This is a genomic window from uncultured Veillonella sp. (genome assembly GCF_963534045.1).
In the GTDB taxonomy this organism is placed as follows: Bacteria; Bacillota; Negativicutes; order Veillonellales; family Veillonellaceae; genus Veillonella.
The window spans coordinates 1-17,448 of the sequence record NZ_CAUSQT010000009.1; the positions used below are offsets into that span (position 1 = coordinate 1).

A 17,448-nucleotide genomic window follows, 5' to 3' on the forward strand; every position below is an offset into this window, starting at 1 on the left:
AGCAACCAGTTTAGGTTACTCGGAAATAAAAGTCTAACTTTTTGGGGTCACTACATACTATATACTGACTTTTTTACATTTATGTATTAATTAGAGAAACGAATATACATATAAGTAAGAAATGATTAGACATAATCCATACTTTCACATATAATAGAAAAGTAACGAGTGTACAAATATACATTCACAGTAGACAAAACAGGTGGATATGAGGAGGAATTATGCTTACCGATATTGAAATAGCTCAACAAAATAAGATGGAAAAAATTCAGGTTATTGCTGATAAATGTGGTCTTACACCTGATGATATAGAGCAATATGGTCATTATAAGGCAAAAATTTCCTTTGATGCCATTAAGCGTTTAGAAAATAAAAAAGACGGAAAATTAGTTCTTGTTACGGCTATTACCCCAACGCCAGCAGGGGAAGGTAAATCTACAACCTCCATTGGTTTGGTACAAGCATTAAATAAAATCGGTAAGAAGGCTATCGCTGCACTTCGCGAGCCATCCTTAGGACCTGTGTTCGGTATCAAGGGCGGTGCTGCAGGTGGCGGTTATGCACAAGTTGTACCAATGGATGATATTAACCTTCATTTCACAGGTGATATGCATGCCATTACAGCGGCAAATAATTTGTTGTCCGCTATGATTGATAATCACATCCACCAAAGTAATGAGCTCCAAATCGATTTGCGTCAAATTTCTTGGACACGTGTTCTCGATATGAATGATCGTGCATTGCGCAATGTAACTGTCGCAATGGGGGGCAAGGTATGTGGTTTCCCTCGGGAAGATCATTTTATGATTACCGTTGCCTCTGAAATCATGGCTATTTTATGTTTAGCTAAGGATTTAGAAGATTTAAAAGCGCGTTTTGGTCGCATCGTCATCGGCCCAAATCTTAAAGGTGAACCGGTATATGTACATCAACTCGGATGTGAAGGTGCGATGGCACTTCTTATGAAGGATGCTATTAAACCAAATCTTGTACAAACATTGGAACATACACCTGCCATTGTTCATGGCGGTCCATTTGCCAATATTGCACATGGTTGTAACTCCGTGGTGGCTACAAAACTCGGCATGAAACTTGGTGATATCGTGGTGACAGAAGCTGGATTCGGCGCTGATCTAGGGGCAGAAAAGTTCCTCGACATTAAATGCCGTTATGGCAATATCTTCCCAAATGCTGTAGTCATCGTCGCTACATTGCGCGCTCTTAAGATGCATGGTGGCGTGTCAAAACAAGAATTAAATACAGAAAACGTAGAGGCTGTAACAAAGGGCTTCAGCAATTTGCGTAAAGCTATTGAAAATATGCGCTTCTTCGGTGTACCTGTTATGGTTGCCATCAATAAATTCGTTACCGATACGGATGCGGAAATTGCGGAGTTAACTCGTTTGTGCAATGACTATGGCGTGCCTGTAGAGCTCAATGAATGTTGGGAAAAAGGTGGCGAAGGCGGTGTCGATATGGCTAAACGCGTTGTGGAACTCGTGGAAGGCAGCGAACCAACACCTAAATTCGTATATGAATTAACAGATAGTATTGAAGATAAAATTGGTAAAATCGTTCGCACTATTTACGGTGGTGATGGCGTTACATTTGGGGCAAAGGCAAAAAAACAAATCGCTCAATTAAAAGAATGGGGCCTTGATAATTTGCCAGTATGTATGGCAAAGACGCAATATTCTTTATCCGATAACCCAGCGTTATTAGGTGCACCAACAGGCTTTACAATCAATGTAACGGATATTCGCGTTGCTAATGGTGCAGGATTCCTAGTATGCCGTACCGGTGATGTTATGGTTATGCCAGGCTTGCCTAAACGTCCTGCTGCGCTTAACATGGACATTGATGCGGACGGTACCATTAAAGGATTGTTCTAATACTATAGTATTGTAATCGACATAGTATTTTTATTGACATAGTATACAGAGGGGGCAATAGCCCCCTTTGTTATTGAGGAGTATATATGGATTTATTGACGAGTTCTGTAAAAGATTTTGTAGCGGCAACTGCATCAAAGGAGCCTACTCCAGGTGGTGGGGCGATTGCGGCATTGACGGCAGCTACAGGTGCAGCATTGGCTGAAATGGTAGCGAATTTAACATTTGATAAAAAAGGATACGAAGATGTGCAAGACGAGATGCATCTTTTACAACAAAAAGCAGAGGTGATTCGTGAGAAAGCACTTTCACTAGCACAAGCAGATGCTAATGTATTTAATTTATTTATGGATGCTTTGGCATTGCCTAAAAATACGGATGAAGAAAAATTGGCGCGTACTGCTGCGATTCAACAGGCTTATAAAGATGCGGCTAATGTACCATTAGAAATCGGCATGATTAGTTATGAAATCTTTGATCTTGCTTATGTTGCGGCTACGAAAGGAAACCAAAATCTTATTACTGATGGCATTATTGCGGCCATCAATGCGCGGGCAGCAGTAAAGGCGGCGTTTTTAAACGTGCGTATCAATATATCTGGCATTAAAGATGAATCCTATGTGGCTGATTTAAAAGCACAAATGAATCAAATTGAATCTGAACTAGACGAAAAGGAAGCATCCATTTTAGCCTTGTACAAATAAATGGACGATAACATACTTTTGCATGGCTAATGTTCGGAAAATATAAAAATAGAGGGCCTTAGAAAATAAAATTTCTAAGGTTTCTCTTTTTCTATTGTTAAAATCCGAATAATAACGTAAAATATAAGTGTAATGTTTGTAGTTTAGAAAACAGGAGACCATTATGTCAGAACAAAACAATACTGTTGACTCTATGTTGCCAATACCTAAGCTGTTTGCCTATGGTTTACAACACGTATTAGCAATGTATGCCGGTGCTGTAGCGGTACCAATCATTATTGCGCAAGCTATGCATTTGCCTGTAGAGGATTTAATTCGACTTATTACAGCGGACTTGTTTACTTGCGGTATTGCCACACTTATCCAAACATTAGGGTTTGGCAATATTGGTGGTCGTATCCCGATGATTCAAGGTGTAACCTTTGCCTCTGTTGGACCTATGGCCATGATTGGGGCCCAACATGGTATGACCGCCATTTACGGTGCCATCATCATAGCCGGTATTTTTACTTTCTTAGTAGCACCATTTTTTAGTCGTTTAATTCGACTCTTCCCACCTGTTGTAACAGGCACCATTATTACAATCATTGGTATTAATCTCATGCCTGTAGCTGTAAACTGGATGGGGGGCGGTGTAGGCAATCCGCAGTTTGGTAGTCTTACCAACATCGGTCTCGGATTCCTTACATTCTTAATCGTTATCTTTACTTATAAATTTGCCAAAGGTTTTCTTGGTAATCTTTCCGTTTTAATTGGTCTTATTGGTGGTACAGCTATTGCTTTTGCAATGGGCGTAGCTAATTTTGCTGAAGTTGGCAAAGCTCATTGGCTGGCTGTTATTGAACCATTATACTTTGGATTACCAACATTTGATTGGGCATCTGTACTTTCCATGGTAGTTGTTATGCTCGTTGTTATGGTTGAAACAACTGGTGATAGTATTGCAATCGGTGAAATCGTAGATAAAAAAATCGATCGTAAGGAATTGGCATCCATTATCCGTGCCGATGGTCTTTCCACTGTTATTGGCGGTATTCTTAACAGTTTCCCATATACAGCATTTGCTCAAAACGTTGGTCTTATCGCTGTAACACGCGTTAAAAGTCGTTTTGTAGTAGCTGCATCTGGTGTAATCTTAATTCTATTAGGCTTATTCCCTAAATTGGCGGCTGTTGTAGCAAGCATTCCAAATGCAGTGCTCGGTGGTGCTGGTATTGCCATGTTTGGTATGATTATTGCTAGCGGTATCCGTTCTCTTGGTAAAGTTAATTTTGATGGCAATCAAAACTTGATGCTTGTGGCGATTAGTATCGGTGTTTCCATGATTCCTATCGCTGCACCAACATTCTATGCACATTTCCCAGCATGGGCTCAAATTTTATTAAAATCTGGTATTACATTCGGTAGTATCATGGCTATCCTCCTTAACCTATTGCTCAATGGCGTGAACAAGGGCGATGAATTCAAAGAAATGGGTCGTCGTTAATCGGCTTTCACCATTATTAATACTAAGAACTCTACTCGTAGTGGGTAGGGTTCTTTTTTTGAAAGTAATAATCTCCAAATAGTGACTAAACTCACAGGGGTTACACCTATATACTATGGTATAATAAATTGATAAATTTAGATAATTTGTTCCCATAAGAAGGGAAGGAGTTTATGGCTGAAGGTAAGATTATTGCCATCTCGATTAGCGAGAAAAAAGGGCAAAAGAAACATAATATTGAATCTGCCAATCTCATCGTAGATCACGGCATGGAAGGCGATGCACACGCAGGTAATTGGCATCGCCAAATTAGTTTACTCGGCATTAAGAGCATTGAGCATATGCGTGAAAAAGGGGCCGATGTAAAACCTGGTGATTTTGCTGAAAATATCACCGTCGAAGGCATTGTTTTGTATGATTTACCAGTTGGTACGAAATTACAACTCGGTTCTGAGGTGTTATTAGAGGTCACACAAATTGGTAAAGAATGCCATCATGGTTGCGAAATTATGAAACAAGTTGGATCTTGTATTATGCCTACGCAAGGAATTTTTGGTAAAGTTCTAAAAAATGGTACAATTAACGTAGGTGATGACGTATCCATTATTAAATAAGGATGTAAAGAGGTGTGCTATGAAGGATGCATGGGGCCGAACAATTGAATATGTACGTTTGTCGTTGACAGATGCGTGCAATTTTTGCTGCCCGTATTGCAGACCAGCAGAGATTACACCACAAAGCCAACATCAACTACTATCTGTGGATGAATGGATGACTATTTTAGGTGCGTTTCACCAAGTAGGGGTGAAAGCTGTACGCCTCACCGGTGGTGAGCCGTTACTATATCCTCATATAGAAGCGTTATTGGCACGTATCAAGCAGACCGGATGGTTTGAAGATATTTCTATGACAACCAATGGCAGTCTATTGGCGCCGCGGGCCGAGAAATTGAAAGAACTCGGTTTGAACAGAGTCAATATTAGTCTTGATTCTCTTGATAGTGATGCCTTTGCTCTATGTGTAGGCAAAGCTAACCAACTCGACTCCGTTCTAAGTGGTATTCAAAGTGCTATTGATGCGGGCTTTACTTCTGTTAAAATTAATACTGTATTATCCCGACATTGGACTGATGATGAAGTTCGTGCTTTACTAACATATGTGGAAACTTGGCCGGTGATTTGGCGCTTTATTGAATATATGCCATTTCAGGGCGATGCGTTTCATGGGCCGACCTTCGATGAATGGAAGGCTCAATTAGAACGCGTCAGCGGTGGTATCCTCACCGAAAATTACGGTGTGTATGGTTTTGGACCTGCTACGTATTACAATTTACCGAGTGGTAAGGAGATTGGTTTTATCTTCTCCATGTCTCATAGTTATTGTGATACATGCAATCGCGTTCGCCTTACTTCGGATGGTCAAATGCGACTCTGCCTTCTACGTGATGATGAGGCCGATTTAGTATCTCTTGTACGTCGAAGTCTAAGTGAAACTGAACTCGCCAGTCATATTGAATGGGCACTGCAACGTAAGCAAGAACGTCATGATGGTGTTACGATGGATCAACCAGAACGCCCTATGTGGCGCATCGGAGGGTAGTATGGGATTCTTTGATTTTCTAAAACCGAGAAATAAAGAGTTTGTCCAATCCTGTTGGCCTGGTGGCAAAATGCTGCAAGTCCACATGGAATACGATACACAAAAGCTTATATTTACCTATATAGGACGTTATGGATTACAATTTAGCGTGCCTAAGGCTGATGTAACAGACATCATTGTGAAAGAAGTAAGTCGTACCCATAGCGTTATTCAAATTTACCATGGCGAGGCATGTGTGGGGACTACGGATATCATTCCTACCGAGGCTTGTGAAACGATAAAGAATTGGATGTTAGAATTCTAATATCCTATACCTATAGATATGGTATAAATCAAATTGATATATTTTATAGGAATGTAATAAATATTCTTTACATTCCTATAAAATAAGCATATAATAATTCATGTCATGGACCACTAGCTCAGCTGGCAGAGCACCTGACTCTTAATCAGGGTGTCCAGGGTTCGAACCCCTGGTGGTCCACCAAAATAAACCCGCACGGTTGTGCGGGTTTTTCTTTTGACATCATATTTATCAGGGTATCCTTTGACATCATTTTGACATCAATTAGAATATATTTGAAATCTTTTCTACCACGTCAGCTTCCATGATTGGAGTAACGTGGGAGTAGGTATCCATCGTTTGTTGACATGAAGAATGGCCGAGTCTCATTTGTACGACTTTAAAATTTACACCGGCTTCTAATAATAGGGTAGCATGTGTATGACGAGTATCGTGCATCGTAAAGTCAGGTCTACCGATTGCGGTGGCGAATTTTTTGCATTTTAGTGATACCTTGGCCGGATCACGTGGATTACCATATTTACCAGGGAATACTAAGTTATTATTTCTCCAATTAGATGTCTTAAATCTTCGCTTATCGACGCATACGCGAAGTTTTAGAAGCTCCGCGATAGTTTTATCGTCAAGAGAAATAGAACGCCTAGAGGAGCTGTTTTTAGTTGTTTTAGAGATAGTCGTGACTTCATTAATACGTAAAACTGTCTGATTGACCGTTAACGTCTTTTGTTTAAGATTGACATCATCCCATGTCAATCCGAGTATCTCACTACGGCGTAAACCTGTAGTAAATGCTAGCTTAAACAATGCATGCCATTCGACATCATCGATTTGCTCAAGAAATGTTTCTACTTCCTCCTTGGAAAGTGTTACCATTTCACGTTTACGTTCTTGTTTAGGCTTCTTAACTAATGTGGCCACGTTCTTTGAAATAATCTCATCCATGACTGCTTGCTTCAGAATAGCTCTTAGAACGGTTAACGTGTAACTAGTAGTCCTGGCGGATAAGTGGCTTATGCTATCCATTAAAGCCCTTACGTTTAATGCTGATAGCTCAACCAATCGTATTGAGCCTATGAAAGGTACAATGTAGGTCTTAATAATATATTGGTAAGAAGATAGGGTATTCTGTGAAACTGTATCTTTCTTAAGTCGGATCCAATACTCACTCCATTTCTCTATGGTAATGGTATTATCATAGTTAGCACATTGTGCCAACGATTCAACGTAAGCATCACGTTCGGCAATAGCTGCTTTCTTGGTGGTACCATAAAAGTATTTACGCTTACCATTTATCATCTTGGATACTTGGTAACGTCCATCGGTTCGTTTTTTAGCCATTAAAATAACCTCCTTGGCATAGTTAATAAGCCTTAGAGGGTTTATGGTATAATGTTATTGGAGTAAAAATGAAGTACCTCTAAGGTATGTAGTTTTTAATGGCCCTCACTGCGGTGAGGGCTTATTTTTTTACTATGCAGGGTATTGCACGGATTAGCGGGGAAGAATTATAATGAAGGTAGGGAAGGAGGTAATCCAATGTTACACCAATTAATTGGTAAACTTGTTTGGCACACTGCGTTTATTGCACTGCTAACGGCTTTATTTACCTTACCATTCATATGGATGCCCTCCGTTTGGAATTACACCGTAGGTGGTGTTGAGATTACAAAATATATAATCGTAGTAATTGCATCCATAATTTCATTTACTTGTTTAACGGTTACTATTAAAAAGTGATATTATTTGTCTAGGTCTTTAGGCGGCTTTATCTTAAGTCGCTTTGAAGACCTTTTTAATTTTTCAATCTCGAGTTTAGCCATTTCTTCTTGATGTCGATTGGATTCTGCTATCATTGCTTCCTGATGGCGATTCTCTTCCTTAACCTTTTTTAATTTCATTCCTAGTGCTCCGTCAGTTTTCAAAGAAAAGTGTATATGGAGAAAAGGAACTTTAAAAGATAGTTCTCCACCAAATCCAAAATACCCGACGACCCCCGCAGCAATCAAAGTTATTGAAACAGGATCTCCAATGAATTCGACAGGCCCAGGAGATTCAACGCGTGATTTAATTGCTAAAGTTTTGTGCTCATCTGGAATCTCATAGGCGTTAACAAGCCCCTTAATACTTGATAAAAGCTCTGCGAATTCATCAACTGTAACGTCTTCTTTTTTCTCAACGTGAAGCGTAAGATGAACATTACCATTTTTGTAGTATAGGGCATATATGGATCTATCAATAAAATGCGAGTAGTCGTCTGCGTGTGTAATAGTGTTTCTTGCATTAAGTAACTTAGATAAGCGTAGGTCTACATTTTCTTTTTTTATTTGTGTTAACCATTTGACTCGGATGCGCTTAATAAAATGGCACTCTTCGTATTCTGGCTTTTCAATAGCAAAGCAGGATGTATTATTTACATTTGGAGATTCAGTATATGGCGTAGAAGTTACAACGCCTATAGAGATTTCATTACTGTTAGCGCTAGGGATGATAATAACATCGTCAATAGATATATCAGTAACAAATTTAATCATTTGATTTATAGCAAGGCCGGGTCTTTTCTCGTTAGGATAGACTTTTTTGAATATGCCGGTTAGTTTTTCTTTTACCTGAGAAGCTAAAGCAGCACTTTTTAAATCGCCAAGATTAGTGAAATGATCCCACCCTAATGCTACATAGCCGTTTTCTTTAAAATCTCGATAAAATTTACCTCGTTCTGTTCTGATTAACCAATATCTTCTAGTAGAAGGTATTACTGGGATATCTATTGTACGTGTATCCATATTCTCTCCTTTATTATAAAGCCTCTTACCCAGTAGTAGGGTAGGAGGCTTATTTAGTTACTAACAAATCTTAGGGACCAGGTATTTAACAATTTCCCTTGCAGTATTAACTGAATTTTCACTGTTAAAGTTGATATTATTTTCATCGTTGGTTCTGTCAAAACCTTTCATCGATGTGTTTTCGTGGCCATATGTGGCAAATTCTAAAAATCCGGAAGTAACACCTGTTGATTTTACTTGAATGGCTAAGATGTTCTTTATTGGAATAATCTTATAGGTACGATTCCCCAAGTTGAATAGACCACCTTGAGTGCGATCGATAACAACACATGTATCATACACAAATAAATTAGCACCAATACCATCTAAGTGGTATAAATGTTGTCCCATAAAGTCCTTTGTAGGGCTTTCGATAACTTTTGGTTCACTGCTAAAAAATCCCATAATACTAACCTCCCTGTATTAAACCCTTTTATATCCCGAATATCCCTCTTAAAATATCTCGATTGCGTTCATGCTTAGCTTTCTTTTCGGCTGCTTGCTGTTCTTCAATGCGCTTTTGTTCCTGAACCTGTGCTTCGTCTGCTTGTTGTTTTTTGTAATCTGCTAGTTTAGTATCACGGCCAACTAATCCTTTTACAGAAGCAATAAGGGCTTCGCCACCGCTACCTGGTGCAGGTGTGCGCGTATTATTTGCATTACCTTCATTAATAGCAGTATCAGACCCATTTTTATAAATATAATAATGTTTGATGGTAACAGAAGAATTGGCAAAGTGAATATCGTATTCTCTTAATTCTTGCAATCCTCTAGTTTGTACCCATACAGCCCACGCTTTGGCAGTGTCTGTTGATGGATCATAAGATAATGTATTCAAATCGACTTTCCCTGTGTAGTCAGAGTTTGAATAGAACCATTGCCAACGTGCATCGTTAAATTCCTTGGCACTAACCATCATTGTTGAACATAATGCAAATATTGTTGCTAATACTAATCCCTTTTTCATTTTTATCTCCCTGTTTTAAATAATGTAGTGATAAAAGTCAATTTCATTAAGCGCCTCATCTTCAACTTGAGACATTCTAACTCTATGTTCTACTATGTTAACGTGATAATCTACATTAAAATCATCATTAATAATATGTATTAATTCATGTTTAATTTCCTCTCTCATGCGATCATGAGAGAGGTTTTTGTTTATGTAGAGGTTATAAGTATCTATATCTTCACATTTTTCTAATACAGCATTGACATGTGGCAAGTCGCAGTAAATTATATTTACGACCAAAGACAACACTCTCCCTTGTGTATTATTTTGAAAGCTTCTTTTGTCTTTCTTTTTTTATTTGTTGGATACTTTTAGTCGGTGTATCTAAATCTTCTGGCATAGTACCGCCTAATTCCTTGATGGTTTGCCGCACTTTTGCCCCAACGTCATGGTGAACCTTATTAGCTTGTGGTTTTCCTTTTATTCCTTCGCGGCGTAATTTTTCATCAGTCTGTGTAGCACGGAAGAGATTAGCAGCAAGTTCAGTACTGCCCATATGGTCTAAGATTTTCTGTGATTTTTTAAGACCTTTTCTGGCATGAATTTGTTTTACTCCCAAACCACCATATAAACCTTTGTATCCTTCATTTTGAAAAATAGCATAATCTTTGGGCTCTTTAATGCCAGCTTGGTTAGCCGCTTCAGCCAAAGAAATATTATGCTCTTTAATATCTTGTCGGATTTGTAGACGCAAGCTATCTTCTTTTTGTAATTCTAATTGCTCTTGTTCGTGAGTTTTTACCGCAAAATAGGTTTGAGCTAATGCAATTACCTCTTTGCGAGGATTGCCATTCATAGCGATTAAGTAACAAGCATATCTAGAGAGTACTATATCTTGTATACTGCGTTGTAAGTTAGCCCCAACATCTACCAATTTGTTGACATCAACAAATTCGGGTTGAACCGCATGACCACTGGCTTCACAAGCGTTTTTTGCCTTTTCAATAATTTTATAAAAATTTCGCCATTCGGAGTATTCAAGTATCCCTTGTAAATCCCTAGCATACCAATATTCATTACCTTTGTCATCAAGTTGTTTTATCGAATCAAAAGGCGATGTATACGAACCTGTACTAGTATCTTCTTCAAGAAAAAAGAAAAACATATAAGTTTCACCTCCTATTATGATATGCATCCATTTCTCTAGATATATACTATTTACCTAAGTCGATAGTTTTTTATTAAAAGAATCTTGCTGTTAAACATATTAGAGCGTGTAACGGTATTGTCAAGCAGTGTAAGTGTGGACATAATAAAATAGCTAACAAGTTTAGCAAATTCGTTGACGCTACTGGTACTAGCACTAGCAATTTTAAAACTTGTTAGCAAAGACTAAAAAGCCGGTGGGCGAAAGCCCCGCCACCTTCTCGACATCATTGTAAATCAACAAGGTGAAATATGCAATATACAGAATGGCTGATTAATATAGAGACTAGAGAAAATAACTCATATATAAATTTATCTTGGCACATATATTATAGACAATAAGTTATTAATCACTTATGATTGGAATATAGTAGTATTTCTCATTAGGAGGTCCCAAATGGCAGTAGATGTATCTAGAACACAAGATGTATATAAAGATGCTGGCCAAAGTGTCAATTTCACAACATTATTATTAAATCGTAAAGATCGCGATGCAGAATTAGAAGTAATTCAAGACATGGCAGATCGTATTCAAGCCATTAAACGTTCTGTTAGTATTCGTGCTAATGGTGAAGGCTTGGGTATTGCGTTTGGCTTTAGCCGTAAAGCATGGGACTATTTATTCCCTAATGCACCTGTACCAAAAGAGTTAGAAGACTTTCAAGGTATTAAAGGGGACAAACAAGATGTGCCAGCTGTAGCGGCTGACTTGTTCTTGCATGTACGTTCCAATGATGAATCTGTTACATATACAGTAGTGGACCAAATCATGGAATTCTTACGTCCTGTTACATCCGTAGTTGATGAAACTCATGGATTCCATTATGAACAAGGCCGTGCTATCATCGATTTCGTTGATGGTACGGAAAATCCTGTAGGCCAAGAAGCGGTAGAATGGGGCGTTATCGGTGATGAAGACCCTGAATTCACGAATGGTTCTTATGCTTTTGCACAAAAATATGAACACGATCTTGATGCGTGGCGTGCACTTCCTACAGAAATGCAAGAAAAATTCATTGGCCGTCGTAAATTCAGCGATATTGAATTGGAAGACGATGAAAAAGATCCAGCAGCTCACAATGTAGTAGCTCAAGATAATCGTGACGATGAAGAACATAAAATCGTTCGTATGAATGTACCATTTGCACAACCTGGTCAAGGTGTGCGTGGCACATATTTCATCGGCTATGCTCGTTATTGGGATGTAACGAAAACAATGCTTACAAACATGTTTACTCAAAACGATAAATTGCTAGATTATTCTAAACCTATTACCGGTATGCTATTCTTCATTCCATCCCTTGATACATTGGATGCTATTGCAGAAGGCGAATTATAATCGTTATAATTTTACGATATATGTAATGATAAAATAATATGCAATAAAATCTATAGAAAGCGCCCCTTTGGGGGCGCTTTTATGCTATAATTAAAGAATATTATTGATTCTGTAGAATTTTAGTTTGTAGAGGTTGCCCATGAATTATACAAGTACACGTGGCACTGTTGCCGTAAATGAAACATATGCATTATTACATGGTTTGGCGGAAGATGGCGGTTTATACGTACCGGCTTTATTTCCAACGAATTGCTTAAGATATAACGACATTAAAGATAAATCTTACCAAGAGGTAGCCGCTGTTGTATTAGCTAAATTATTCCCTTGTTTCTCCGAAGCACATCTCAAGGAAATGATTAACTCCGCTTACAGCGATGCCAATTTTAGCACTCGCGATATTGCGCCTTTACATTCCTTACTTGAAAAAGTATCCGTATTGGAATTGTTCCACGGCCGTACACAAGCATTTAAAGATATGGCGCTTTCACTATTTCCATATTTATTGGTAGCAGCGAAAGAAGCAGAAGGTGAAGATAAAGAGGTTCTTATCTTGACGGCTACATCTGGTGATACAGGTAAGGCAGCTCTTGAAGGATTTAAAGATGTACCTGGTACGCATATTCAAGTATTCTATCCAACTGATGGCGTTAGCCCTATGCAAGCAGAACAAATGCAAAAACAAGAAGGCGCTAATGTTAATGTAACTGCTATTCATGGTAACTTTGATGACGCGCAACAATTCTTAAAGCGTTTATTTGTTGATGCAGATACAGCAAAAGAAGTAGCCGCAAAAGGCGTTATGTTCTCCAGTGCGAACTCCATTAATATCGGTCGTTTAGCACCGCAAGTAGTATACTATGTGAATGCTTATGCTGAGCTTGTTGCACAAGGTGCTATCCATGAAGATGAGGCGTTTAATGTAGTGGTTCCAACAGGTAATTTTGGTAATATCTTGGCTGCTTACTATGCTAAAAAGATGGGGATTCCTATCGGTAAATTGATCTGTGCATCTAATCAAAATAATGTGCTTACTGATTTCTTTAACACTGGTACATATGATATGAATCGTCCATTCTATACGACGATTTCTCCATCCATGGATATCCTTGAGTCCTCTAACTTTGAACGTTTCTTGTACTATATCTCCGGTGAGGATAGTGAAAGAACAGCTCAATGGATGAAAGATTTGAAATCCTCAGGTAAATTATCTGTTAATGAAGAAGAATTTAAACGTGTACAAGCTAATTTCAGCGGTGCCTATGTCAATGACGAAGAAACAAAGGCCATTATTGAGCAAGTGTATAATTCCTATGGCTATTTAATGGATCCTCATACAGCTGTTGCGATGGGCGCGTATATGAAAGAATTAGAAGCGCATCCAGAAGATGGTGCTCGTCATACAATCATCGCATCTACTGCACATCCATTTAAATTCCCAACACCTATTTGTGAGGCCCTTGATATTAAGGTTGGTTCTACGCCTTATGAAAGCTTAGATAACATCTCTGCTGTAACCGGTGTAGCATTCCCTAAACAATTGGCTGCGTTAAAGGCTAAATCATTACGCTTTACAAAAGCCATCGACAAAGAAAATATGAAACAAGAAATTCTAGATTTTGTCGATACATTCTCTAAATAATACTATGCCGCCTCTCCTTGGAGGGGCGGTTTCTTATTGTATTGGTTATCGATATATTGTATTGATGAGATAGGGGGATATATGGCAAAAAAAGGTTTGATTTATGCACTCCTTTCGGCACTATTGCTGAGTACCATGAATTTGTTTGTTAAGATGCTAGGATCCAATATTCCATCTGGAGAGATTGCCTTCTTTCGTGGCTTATTTGGCACCGTTGCGGTCCTTGTCGTTATGTATATGAAGGGTATCCGGTTTTCAACGGAGGACCGGGGATTGCTTGTTATGCGAGGCCTCTATGGCGGTTTTGGCATGGTGTGTAACTTTATTGCTTTGGTACATATGAAGATGTCTGATGCTACCATATTGTTTCAAACATCGGGAATTTTCGTGTTTATCTTTAGCGCCTTTTTCCTTAAGGAACGCGTTCCAAAGGGCGCTGGTAAATGGCTTATCTTAATCTTCATAGCCGTAATGGTTATGGTTAATCCATTTAGTTATGGCGGATTTACTTGGTATGCCTTAGTTGCCATCTTAGGTGCAGCGTTATCTGCCGCTGCGTATACAACAATTCGCTCCATTAGTAAGCATGGCCAACATAGTAATTTTGAAATCATGGCTTATTTCTTAATTACAGGAATGATTGCGGGCCTTGTGACGACAGATGGATTTGTCATGCCTCAAGGTCAAGAATGGTTAATTATTACTGCTATTGGTGGTATAACCGTAGTGGCTCAGTTCTTCTTAACGGGCGCTTTTGTTACAACGAATGCTGTAGTAGCGCAGTTTTTGCAATATGTAGGCGTATTCATTAGCTCCTTCTACGGATTTTTATTCTTTGGTGAAAGTCTATCCATTGAAACTGTGGGGGCTGGTATTGCCATGTTTGTGGCATCCGTCATGTTGGCACGATTAAAAGAGCAAGATGGACCGATTCGGGCAGGCAAAATTATAGAGGAAAAAACAAAATAAATGTCGAATACTATATAAGTAGTATTGGTGCATAATTAAGATGCGACCATCAATTAGGAATATTATTGGATGGTTGCATCTTTTTGTATATTGTAGGAGTGTGATGACTATGTTTATGGAGTGGATTAAAATTGAGAATTATCGTAATCTCGTAGATATTGAACTACACTTTCACAATGATATCAATTACTTTGTAGGCGAAAATGCAGTAGGGAAATCCAATTTTCTTGACCTCTTAGAGCAAATGATGAATGTACGAGGCTTTCAAGAAAGTGATTTTGCTGATGTACATAAACCGATACGCATTGAGTGTAAACTATCTTTTTCTGAACTGACTACCTCATTTCAGGATATACTTGGTTCAGAAGACGGCATATATCTACGCCTTGAACAAGTGGTACAAGAGGTATATCCACGACTCTATAAGGTGGATGGGGAGCAATTGACACCTGTACCATTGTCTATGTTGCGCCATACAATCTATATGTGTCATCGCGATACATCGGAAGCGGAACTCTATTCCATTCCTACATCGGTATATATGGAACTGGGGAAAAAACTTGTTACCTATTTACCTAAGACTGGATTAACATCAGCTGATGCCATCGCATTAGATAGTTTTGTCAATGTAAGAATGGGGCTTGATCCCGAATGTGTTCTTAATATACAGCGCCTTGTGGAATTGTTAACATCCTCTACAGAGGCAAATTTAATTCGTAAGTACTCTATAGATAATGTACGGCTCATCATGGCGGTAGCACTAAAGATTCTGGCACAAATATATATGAAGGTACAGAGTGCATCTACTAATTTAGAATCATTGCTCGTGTATGATAATGAGGGCCGTCGATATTTACCGGTATTTATCAGCGTCGATGAACCAGAACTACATTTGAGTCCTTATTTGCAACGAGCCGTATTAAACTATTATCGTCAAATTGCGACCAATGAAAATGCTGAATTTTTAGCATTAATTAAACAGTTATTTCAAATTGATGGCCTATTGGGGCAATTATTTGTGGTAACTCATAGTACAGATGCATTGGTAGATGATTATCGTCATATTATACGCATGTATCGTGATGAGATGGGGCTCGTTCGCGCAGCATGCGGGGTGACATTTAAATTTGCTCGAGAAGTAGAAAAGCATTTGATCATGCATTTCCCTGAAGCGAAGGAAGCCCTCTATGCACGTTGTATCATCTTGGTGGAAGGGGAAACTGAGTATGGTAGTTTTGCAGGTATCGCAAAAAAATTAAATGTAGATTTTGATTATTTTGGTATATGTCTTATCAATGCACGTGGGGAATCTTCTATTAGTAAACTTCATAAATTATTTAAAAGCTTTGCCATCCCGACGGTAGCACTCTATGACCGAGATGTAATGGATAAGCATAGCAAGTCTCATGTTAATGTCTTTTACACAAATGAAATCTGTTTTGAAATGGATGTAGTGTCCCATTTAATTCAACATCATCATCGGGATATATTGGATGCCATTATTCAAGATCTTATTGATACTGGGCGTGGTATGGTAACAAAGGATATGGCGCGCCGCGGTTTTGCTAAGTTAGGGCTTGATGATCATCAAGTGGTACAACGATGTTTGAAAAATATCAAGGCAAAGGATATAGATACATTATTGGCGTACTATTTTTCTTGGTTTTATAGCAATAAAGGTGTGATTGTAGGGCGCAGAATTGCCTATTATATACCGGATCATATGATTCCGCCAGCCTTTATTGCGGTTATTGAACGGGCTAAAGTCTTATCTCTAGAATCATCTATTATGAAAATAGGATGATAAGTATATTAAAAACTTTCAATAAACTATATCGAAAAATATTGACATAGATGCAGTTTTCTTTTATGATTAATGAGGTTAATTTTTCCGAACGGTTTTAAGTGTGAGTAGGAGTTAAACATGAAGGAATTTATCAAAGAGTTTAAAGAGTTCGCATTCAAAGGGAACATGATGGACCTTGCTGTAGGTATGATTATTGGTGCAGCTTTCACAGCATTAGTGAATTCTGTAGTTAGCAATTTATTCATGCCATTGATCAGTTTGTTCACTGGTGGTATTGATTTTAGCAATCTATATTTGCCATTAAGTGAAGCATCTAAAGAGGCATTTGTAAATGGTGCTGATATTGCAACAGCTCGCTCTGCTGGTGCTGTATTGCCTTACGGTACATTCATTACTGACCTTATTCAATTCTTAATCTTAGCATTCGTTGTATTCTTAATGATTCGCGCGTTGACGAAGCTAATGCAAAGTGCTAAGAAAGAAGCTGAAGAAGCACCAGCGACTACAAAAGAATGTCCATTCTGTAAAACAGAAATCAATATTGATGCGGTTAAATGTCCTAACTGTACATCTGATTTAAAATAATTAACACAACAAAAAAGAGTTCTAGAAGCATAATGCTTTTAGAACTCTTTTTTGTTGTAACTTAGCCCTGAGTTTTGGTAAATTTCCAATTATAGGATACAATATAGATACATATAGTTTTCGTTGTAAATGATATGTTGTTACAGCATT

The 17,448-nt window shown here is 38.4% G+C and carries 18 protein-coding genes and 1 tRNA gene; 13 read left to right on the top strand and 6 right to left on the bottom strand.

Translation table 11 applies throughout. The features are described from left to right. The first annotated feature begins 221 nt into the window (after nucleotides 1-221). The 7 genes from RYP29_RS03045 to RYP29_RS03075 all read left to right on the top strand — a co-directional run bounded on the left by RYP29_RS03045 (nucleotide 222) and on the right by RYP29_RS03075 (nucleotide 6,168). Complete coding sequence (locus RYP29_RS03045; RefSeq protein ID WP_311532190.1) at nucleotides 222-1,892, top strand: formate--tetrahydrofolate ligase; 1,671 nt, start codon at nucleotides 222-224, stop codon at nucleotides 1,890-1,892. A gap of 86 nt (nucleotides 1,893-1,978) precedes the next feature. Then, nucleotides 1,979-2,596, top strand: a complete 618-nt coding sequence (locus RYP29_RS03050) for a cyclodeaminase/cyclohydrolase family protein (RefSeq protein WP_311532191.1) — start codon at nucleotides 1,979-1,981, stop codon at nucleotides 2,594-2,596. A 163-nt stretch (nucleotides 2,597-2,759) separates the two neighbouring features. Next, the gene (locus RYP29_RS03055; protein ID WP_311532192.1) at nucleotides 2,760-4,082 is read left to right on the top strand and encodes a nucleobase:cation symporter-2 family protein; all 1,323 of its coding nucleotides are present in this window, start codon (nucleotides 2,760-2,762) and stop codon (nucleotides 4,080-4,082) included. 173 nt (nucleotides 4,083-4,255) lie between these two features. Continuing rightward, nucleotides 4,256-4,696: an MOSC domain-containing protein gene (locus RYP29_RS03060; RefSeq protein WP_311532194.1), complete on the top strand. Its 441-nt coding sequence runs from the start codon at nucleotides 4,256-4,258 to the stop codon at nucleotides 4,694-4,696. A 19-nt stretch (nucleotides 4,697-4,715) separates the two neighbouring features. Then, nucleotides 4,716-5,681, top strand: a complete 966-nt coding sequence (moaA, locus tag RYP29_RS03065) for a GTP 3',8-cyclase MoaA (RefSeq protein ID WP_311532196.1) — start codon at nucleotides 4,716-4,718, stop codon at nucleotides 5,679-5,681. A 1-nt stretch (nucleotide 5,682) separates the two neighbouring features. After that, nucleotides 5,683-5,985: a hypothetical protein gene (locus RYP29_RS03070; protein WP_311532197.1), complete on the top strand. Its 303-nt coding sequence runs from the start codon at nucleotides 5,683-5,685 to the stop codon at nucleotides 5,983-5,985. A 107-nt stretch (nucleotides 5,986-6,092) separates the two neighbouring features. After that, a tRNA-Lys gene (locus RYP29_RS03075) sits at nucleotides 6,093-6,168 on the top strand. A gap of 81 nt (nucleotides 6,169-6,249) precedes the next feature. Here RYP29_RS03075 and RYP29_RS03080 read toward each other — a convergent pair. After that, on the bottom strand, nucleotides 6,250-7,323 hold the full coding sequence (locus RYP29_RS03080; protein WP_311532198.1) for a tyrosine-type recombinase/integrase: 1,074 nt from the start codon (nucleotides 7,321-7,323) through the stop codon (nucleotides 6,250-6,252). A gap of 198 nt (nucleotides 7,324-7,521) precedes the next feature. Between RYP29_RS03080 and RYP29_RS03085 the strand changes: the two genes are divergently transcribed. Then, on the top strand, nucleotides 7,522-7,722 hold the full coding sequence (locus tag RYP29_RS03085) for a hypothetical protein (protein WP_311532200.1): 201 nt from the start codon (nucleotides 7,522-7,524) through the stop codon (nucleotides 7,720-7,722). A 2-nt stretch (nucleotides 7,723-7,724) separates the two neighbouring features. Here the strand turns inward: RYP29_RS03085 and RYP29_RS03090 are convergent, their stop codons facing one another. From RYP29_RS03090 to dinD, 5 genes are read right to left on the bottom strand one after another with little or no spacing between them, the layout of a single operon-like run. Then, nucleotides 7,725-8,765 (bottom strand): hypothetical protein, encoded by a 1,041-nt coding sequence (locus RYP29_RS03090; protein ID WP_311532201.1) that lies wholly within the window; start codon nucleotides 8,763-8,765, stop codon nucleotides 7,725-7,727. Nucleotides 8,766-8,825: 60 nt separating this feature from the next. After that, nucleotides 8,826-9,209, bottom strand: coding sequence for a hypothetical protein (locus RYP29_RS03095; protein ID WP_016475964.1), 384 nt, complete (start codon nucleotides 9,207-9,209; stop codon nucleotides 8,826-8,828). 28 nt (nucleotides 9,210-9,237) lie between these two features. Continuing rightward, nucleotides 9,238-9,771, bottom strand: a complete 534-nt coding sequence (locus RYP29_RS03100) for a hypothetical protein (protein ID WP_311532202.1) — start codon at nucleotides 9,769-9,771, stop codon at nucleotides 9,238-9,240. A 15-nt stretch (nucleotides 9,772-9,786) separates the two neighbouring features. Continuing rightward, complete coding sequence (locus RYP29_RS03105) at nucleotides 9,787-10,053, bottom strand: ImmA/IrrE family metallo-endopeptidase (RefSeq protein WP_399554592.1); 267 nt, start codon at nucleotides 10,051-10,053, stop codon at nucleotides 9,787-9,789. A gap of 22 nt (nucleotides 10,054-10,075) precedes the next feature. After that, nucleotides 10,076-10,918: a DNA damage-inducible protein D gene (gene dinD, locus RYP29_RS03110; protein WP_311532204.1), complete on the bottom strand. Its 843-nt coding sequence runs from the start codon at nucleotides 10,916-10,918 to the stop codon at nucleotides 10,076-10,078. A gap of 438 nt (nucleotides 10,919-11,356) precedes the next feature. Between dinD and RYP29_RS03115 the strand changes: the two genes are divergently transcribed. From RYP29_RS03115 to mscL, 5 genes are all read left to right on the top strand, one after another. Next, nucleotides 11,357-12,298, top strand: a complete 942-nt coding sequence (locus RYP29_RS03115; RefSeq protein WP_009661599.1) for a Dyp-type peroxidase — start codon at nucleotides 11,357-11,359, stop codon at nucleotides 12,296-12,298. A gap of 139 nt (nucleotides 12,299-12,437) precedes the next feature. Further along, a complete protein-coding gene (gene thrC, locus RYP29_RS03120; protein WP_311532206.1) occupies nucleotides 12,438-13,937 on the top strand; it encodes a threonine synthase in 1,500 nt (499 codons plus the stop codon). Nucleotides 13,938-14,018: 81 nt separating this feature from the next. Then, entirely contained in the window at nucleotides 14,019-14,906 is an 888-nt protein-coding gene (locus RYP29_RS03125; RefSeq protein WP_311532208.1) for a DMT family transporter, read from the top strand. A 109-nt stretch (nucleotides 14,907-15,015) separates the two neighbouring features. Next, entirely contained in the window at nucleotides 15,016-16,710 is a 1,695-nt protein-coding gene (locus tag RYP29_RS03130) for an AAA family ATPase (RefSeq protein WP_311532210.1), read from the top strand. 120 nt (nucleotides 16,711-16,830) lie between these two features. After that, complete coding sequence (gene mscL, locus RYP29_RS03135) at nucleotides 16,831-17,298, top strand: large conductance mechanosensitive channel protein MscL (RefSeq protein WP_060807888.1); 468 nt, start codon at nucleotides 16,831-16,833, stop codon at nucleotides 17,296-17,298. The last annotated feature ends 150 nt before the right edge of the window (nucleotides 17,299-17,448 follow it).

What these genes read in the sequence shown, in the direction of transcription:
- RYP29_RS03095 (WP_016475964.1), bottom strand. Translation starts at nt 9,209, where the DNA reads ATGGGATTTTTTAGCAGTGAACCAAAAGTTATCGAAAGCCCTACAAAG.
- mscL (WP_060807888.1), top strand. Translation starts at nt 16,831, where the DNA reads ATGAAGGAATTTATCAAAGAGTTTAAAGAGTTCGCATTCAAAGGGAAC.
- moaA (WP_311532196.1), top strand. Translation starts at nt 4,716, where the DNA reads ATGAAGGATGCATGGGGCCGAACAATTGAATATGTACGTTTGTCGTTG.
- RYP29_RS03090 (WP_311532201.1), bottom strand. Translation starts at nt 8,765, where the DNA reads ATGGATACACGTACAATAGATATCCCAGTAATACCTTCTACTAGAAGA.
- RYP29_RS03045 (WP_311532190.1), top strand. Translation starts at nt 222, where the DNA reads ATGCTTACCGATATTGAAATAGCTCAACAAAATAAGATGGAAAAAATT.
- dinD (WP_311532204.1), bottom strand. Translation starts at nt 10,918, where the DNA reads ATGTTTTTCTTTTTTCTTGAAGAAGATACTAGTACAGGTTCGTATACA.
- RYP29_RS03080 (WP_311532198.1), bottom strand. Translation starts at nt 7,323, where the DNA reads ATGGCTAAAAAACGAACCGATGGACGTTACCAAGTATCCAAGATGATA.
- RYP29_RS03100 (WP_311532202.1), bottom strand. Translation starts at nt 9,771, where the DNA reads ATGAAAAAGGGATTAGTATTAGCAACAATATTTGCATTATGTTCAACA.
- thrC (WP_311532206.1), top strand. Translation starts at nt 12,438, where the DNA reads ATGAATTATACAAGTACACGTGGCACTGTTGCCGTAAATGAAACATAT.
- RYP29_RS03060 (WP_311532194.1), top strand. Translation starts at nt 4,256, where the DNA reads ATGGCTGAAGGTAAGATTATTGCCATCTCGATTAGCGAGAAAAAAGGG.
- RYP29_RS03055 (WP_311532192.1), top strand. Translation starts at nt 2,760, where the DNA reads ATGTCAGAACAAAACAATACTGTTGACTCTATGTTGCCAATACCTAAG.
- RYP29_RS03085 (WP_311532200.1), top strand. Translation starts at nt 7,522, where the DNA reads ATGTTACACCAATTAATTGGTAAACTTGTTTGGCACACTGCGTTTATT.
- RYP29_RS03130 (WP_311532210.1), top strand. Translation starts at nt 15,016, where the DNA reads ATGTTTATGGAGTGGATTAAAATTGAGAATTATCGTAATCTCGTAGAT.
- RYP29_RS03125 (WP_311532208.1), top strand. Translation starts at nt 14,019, where the DNA reads ATGGCAAAAAAAGGTTTGATTTATGCACTCCTTTCGGCACTATTGCTG.
- RYP29_RS03070 (WP_311532197.1), top strand. Translation starts at nt 5,683, where the DNA reads ATGGGATTCTTTGATTTTCTAAAACCGAGAAATAAAGAGTTTGTCCAA.
- RYP29_RS03050 (WP_311532191.1), top strand. Translation starts at nt 1,979, where the DNA reads ATGGATTTATTGACGAGTTCTGTAAAAGATTTTGTAGCGGCAACTGCA.
- RYP29_RS03115 (WP_009661599.1), top strand. Translation starts at nt 11,357, where the DNA reads ATGGCAGTAGATGTATCTAGAACACAAGATGTATATAAAGATGCTGGC.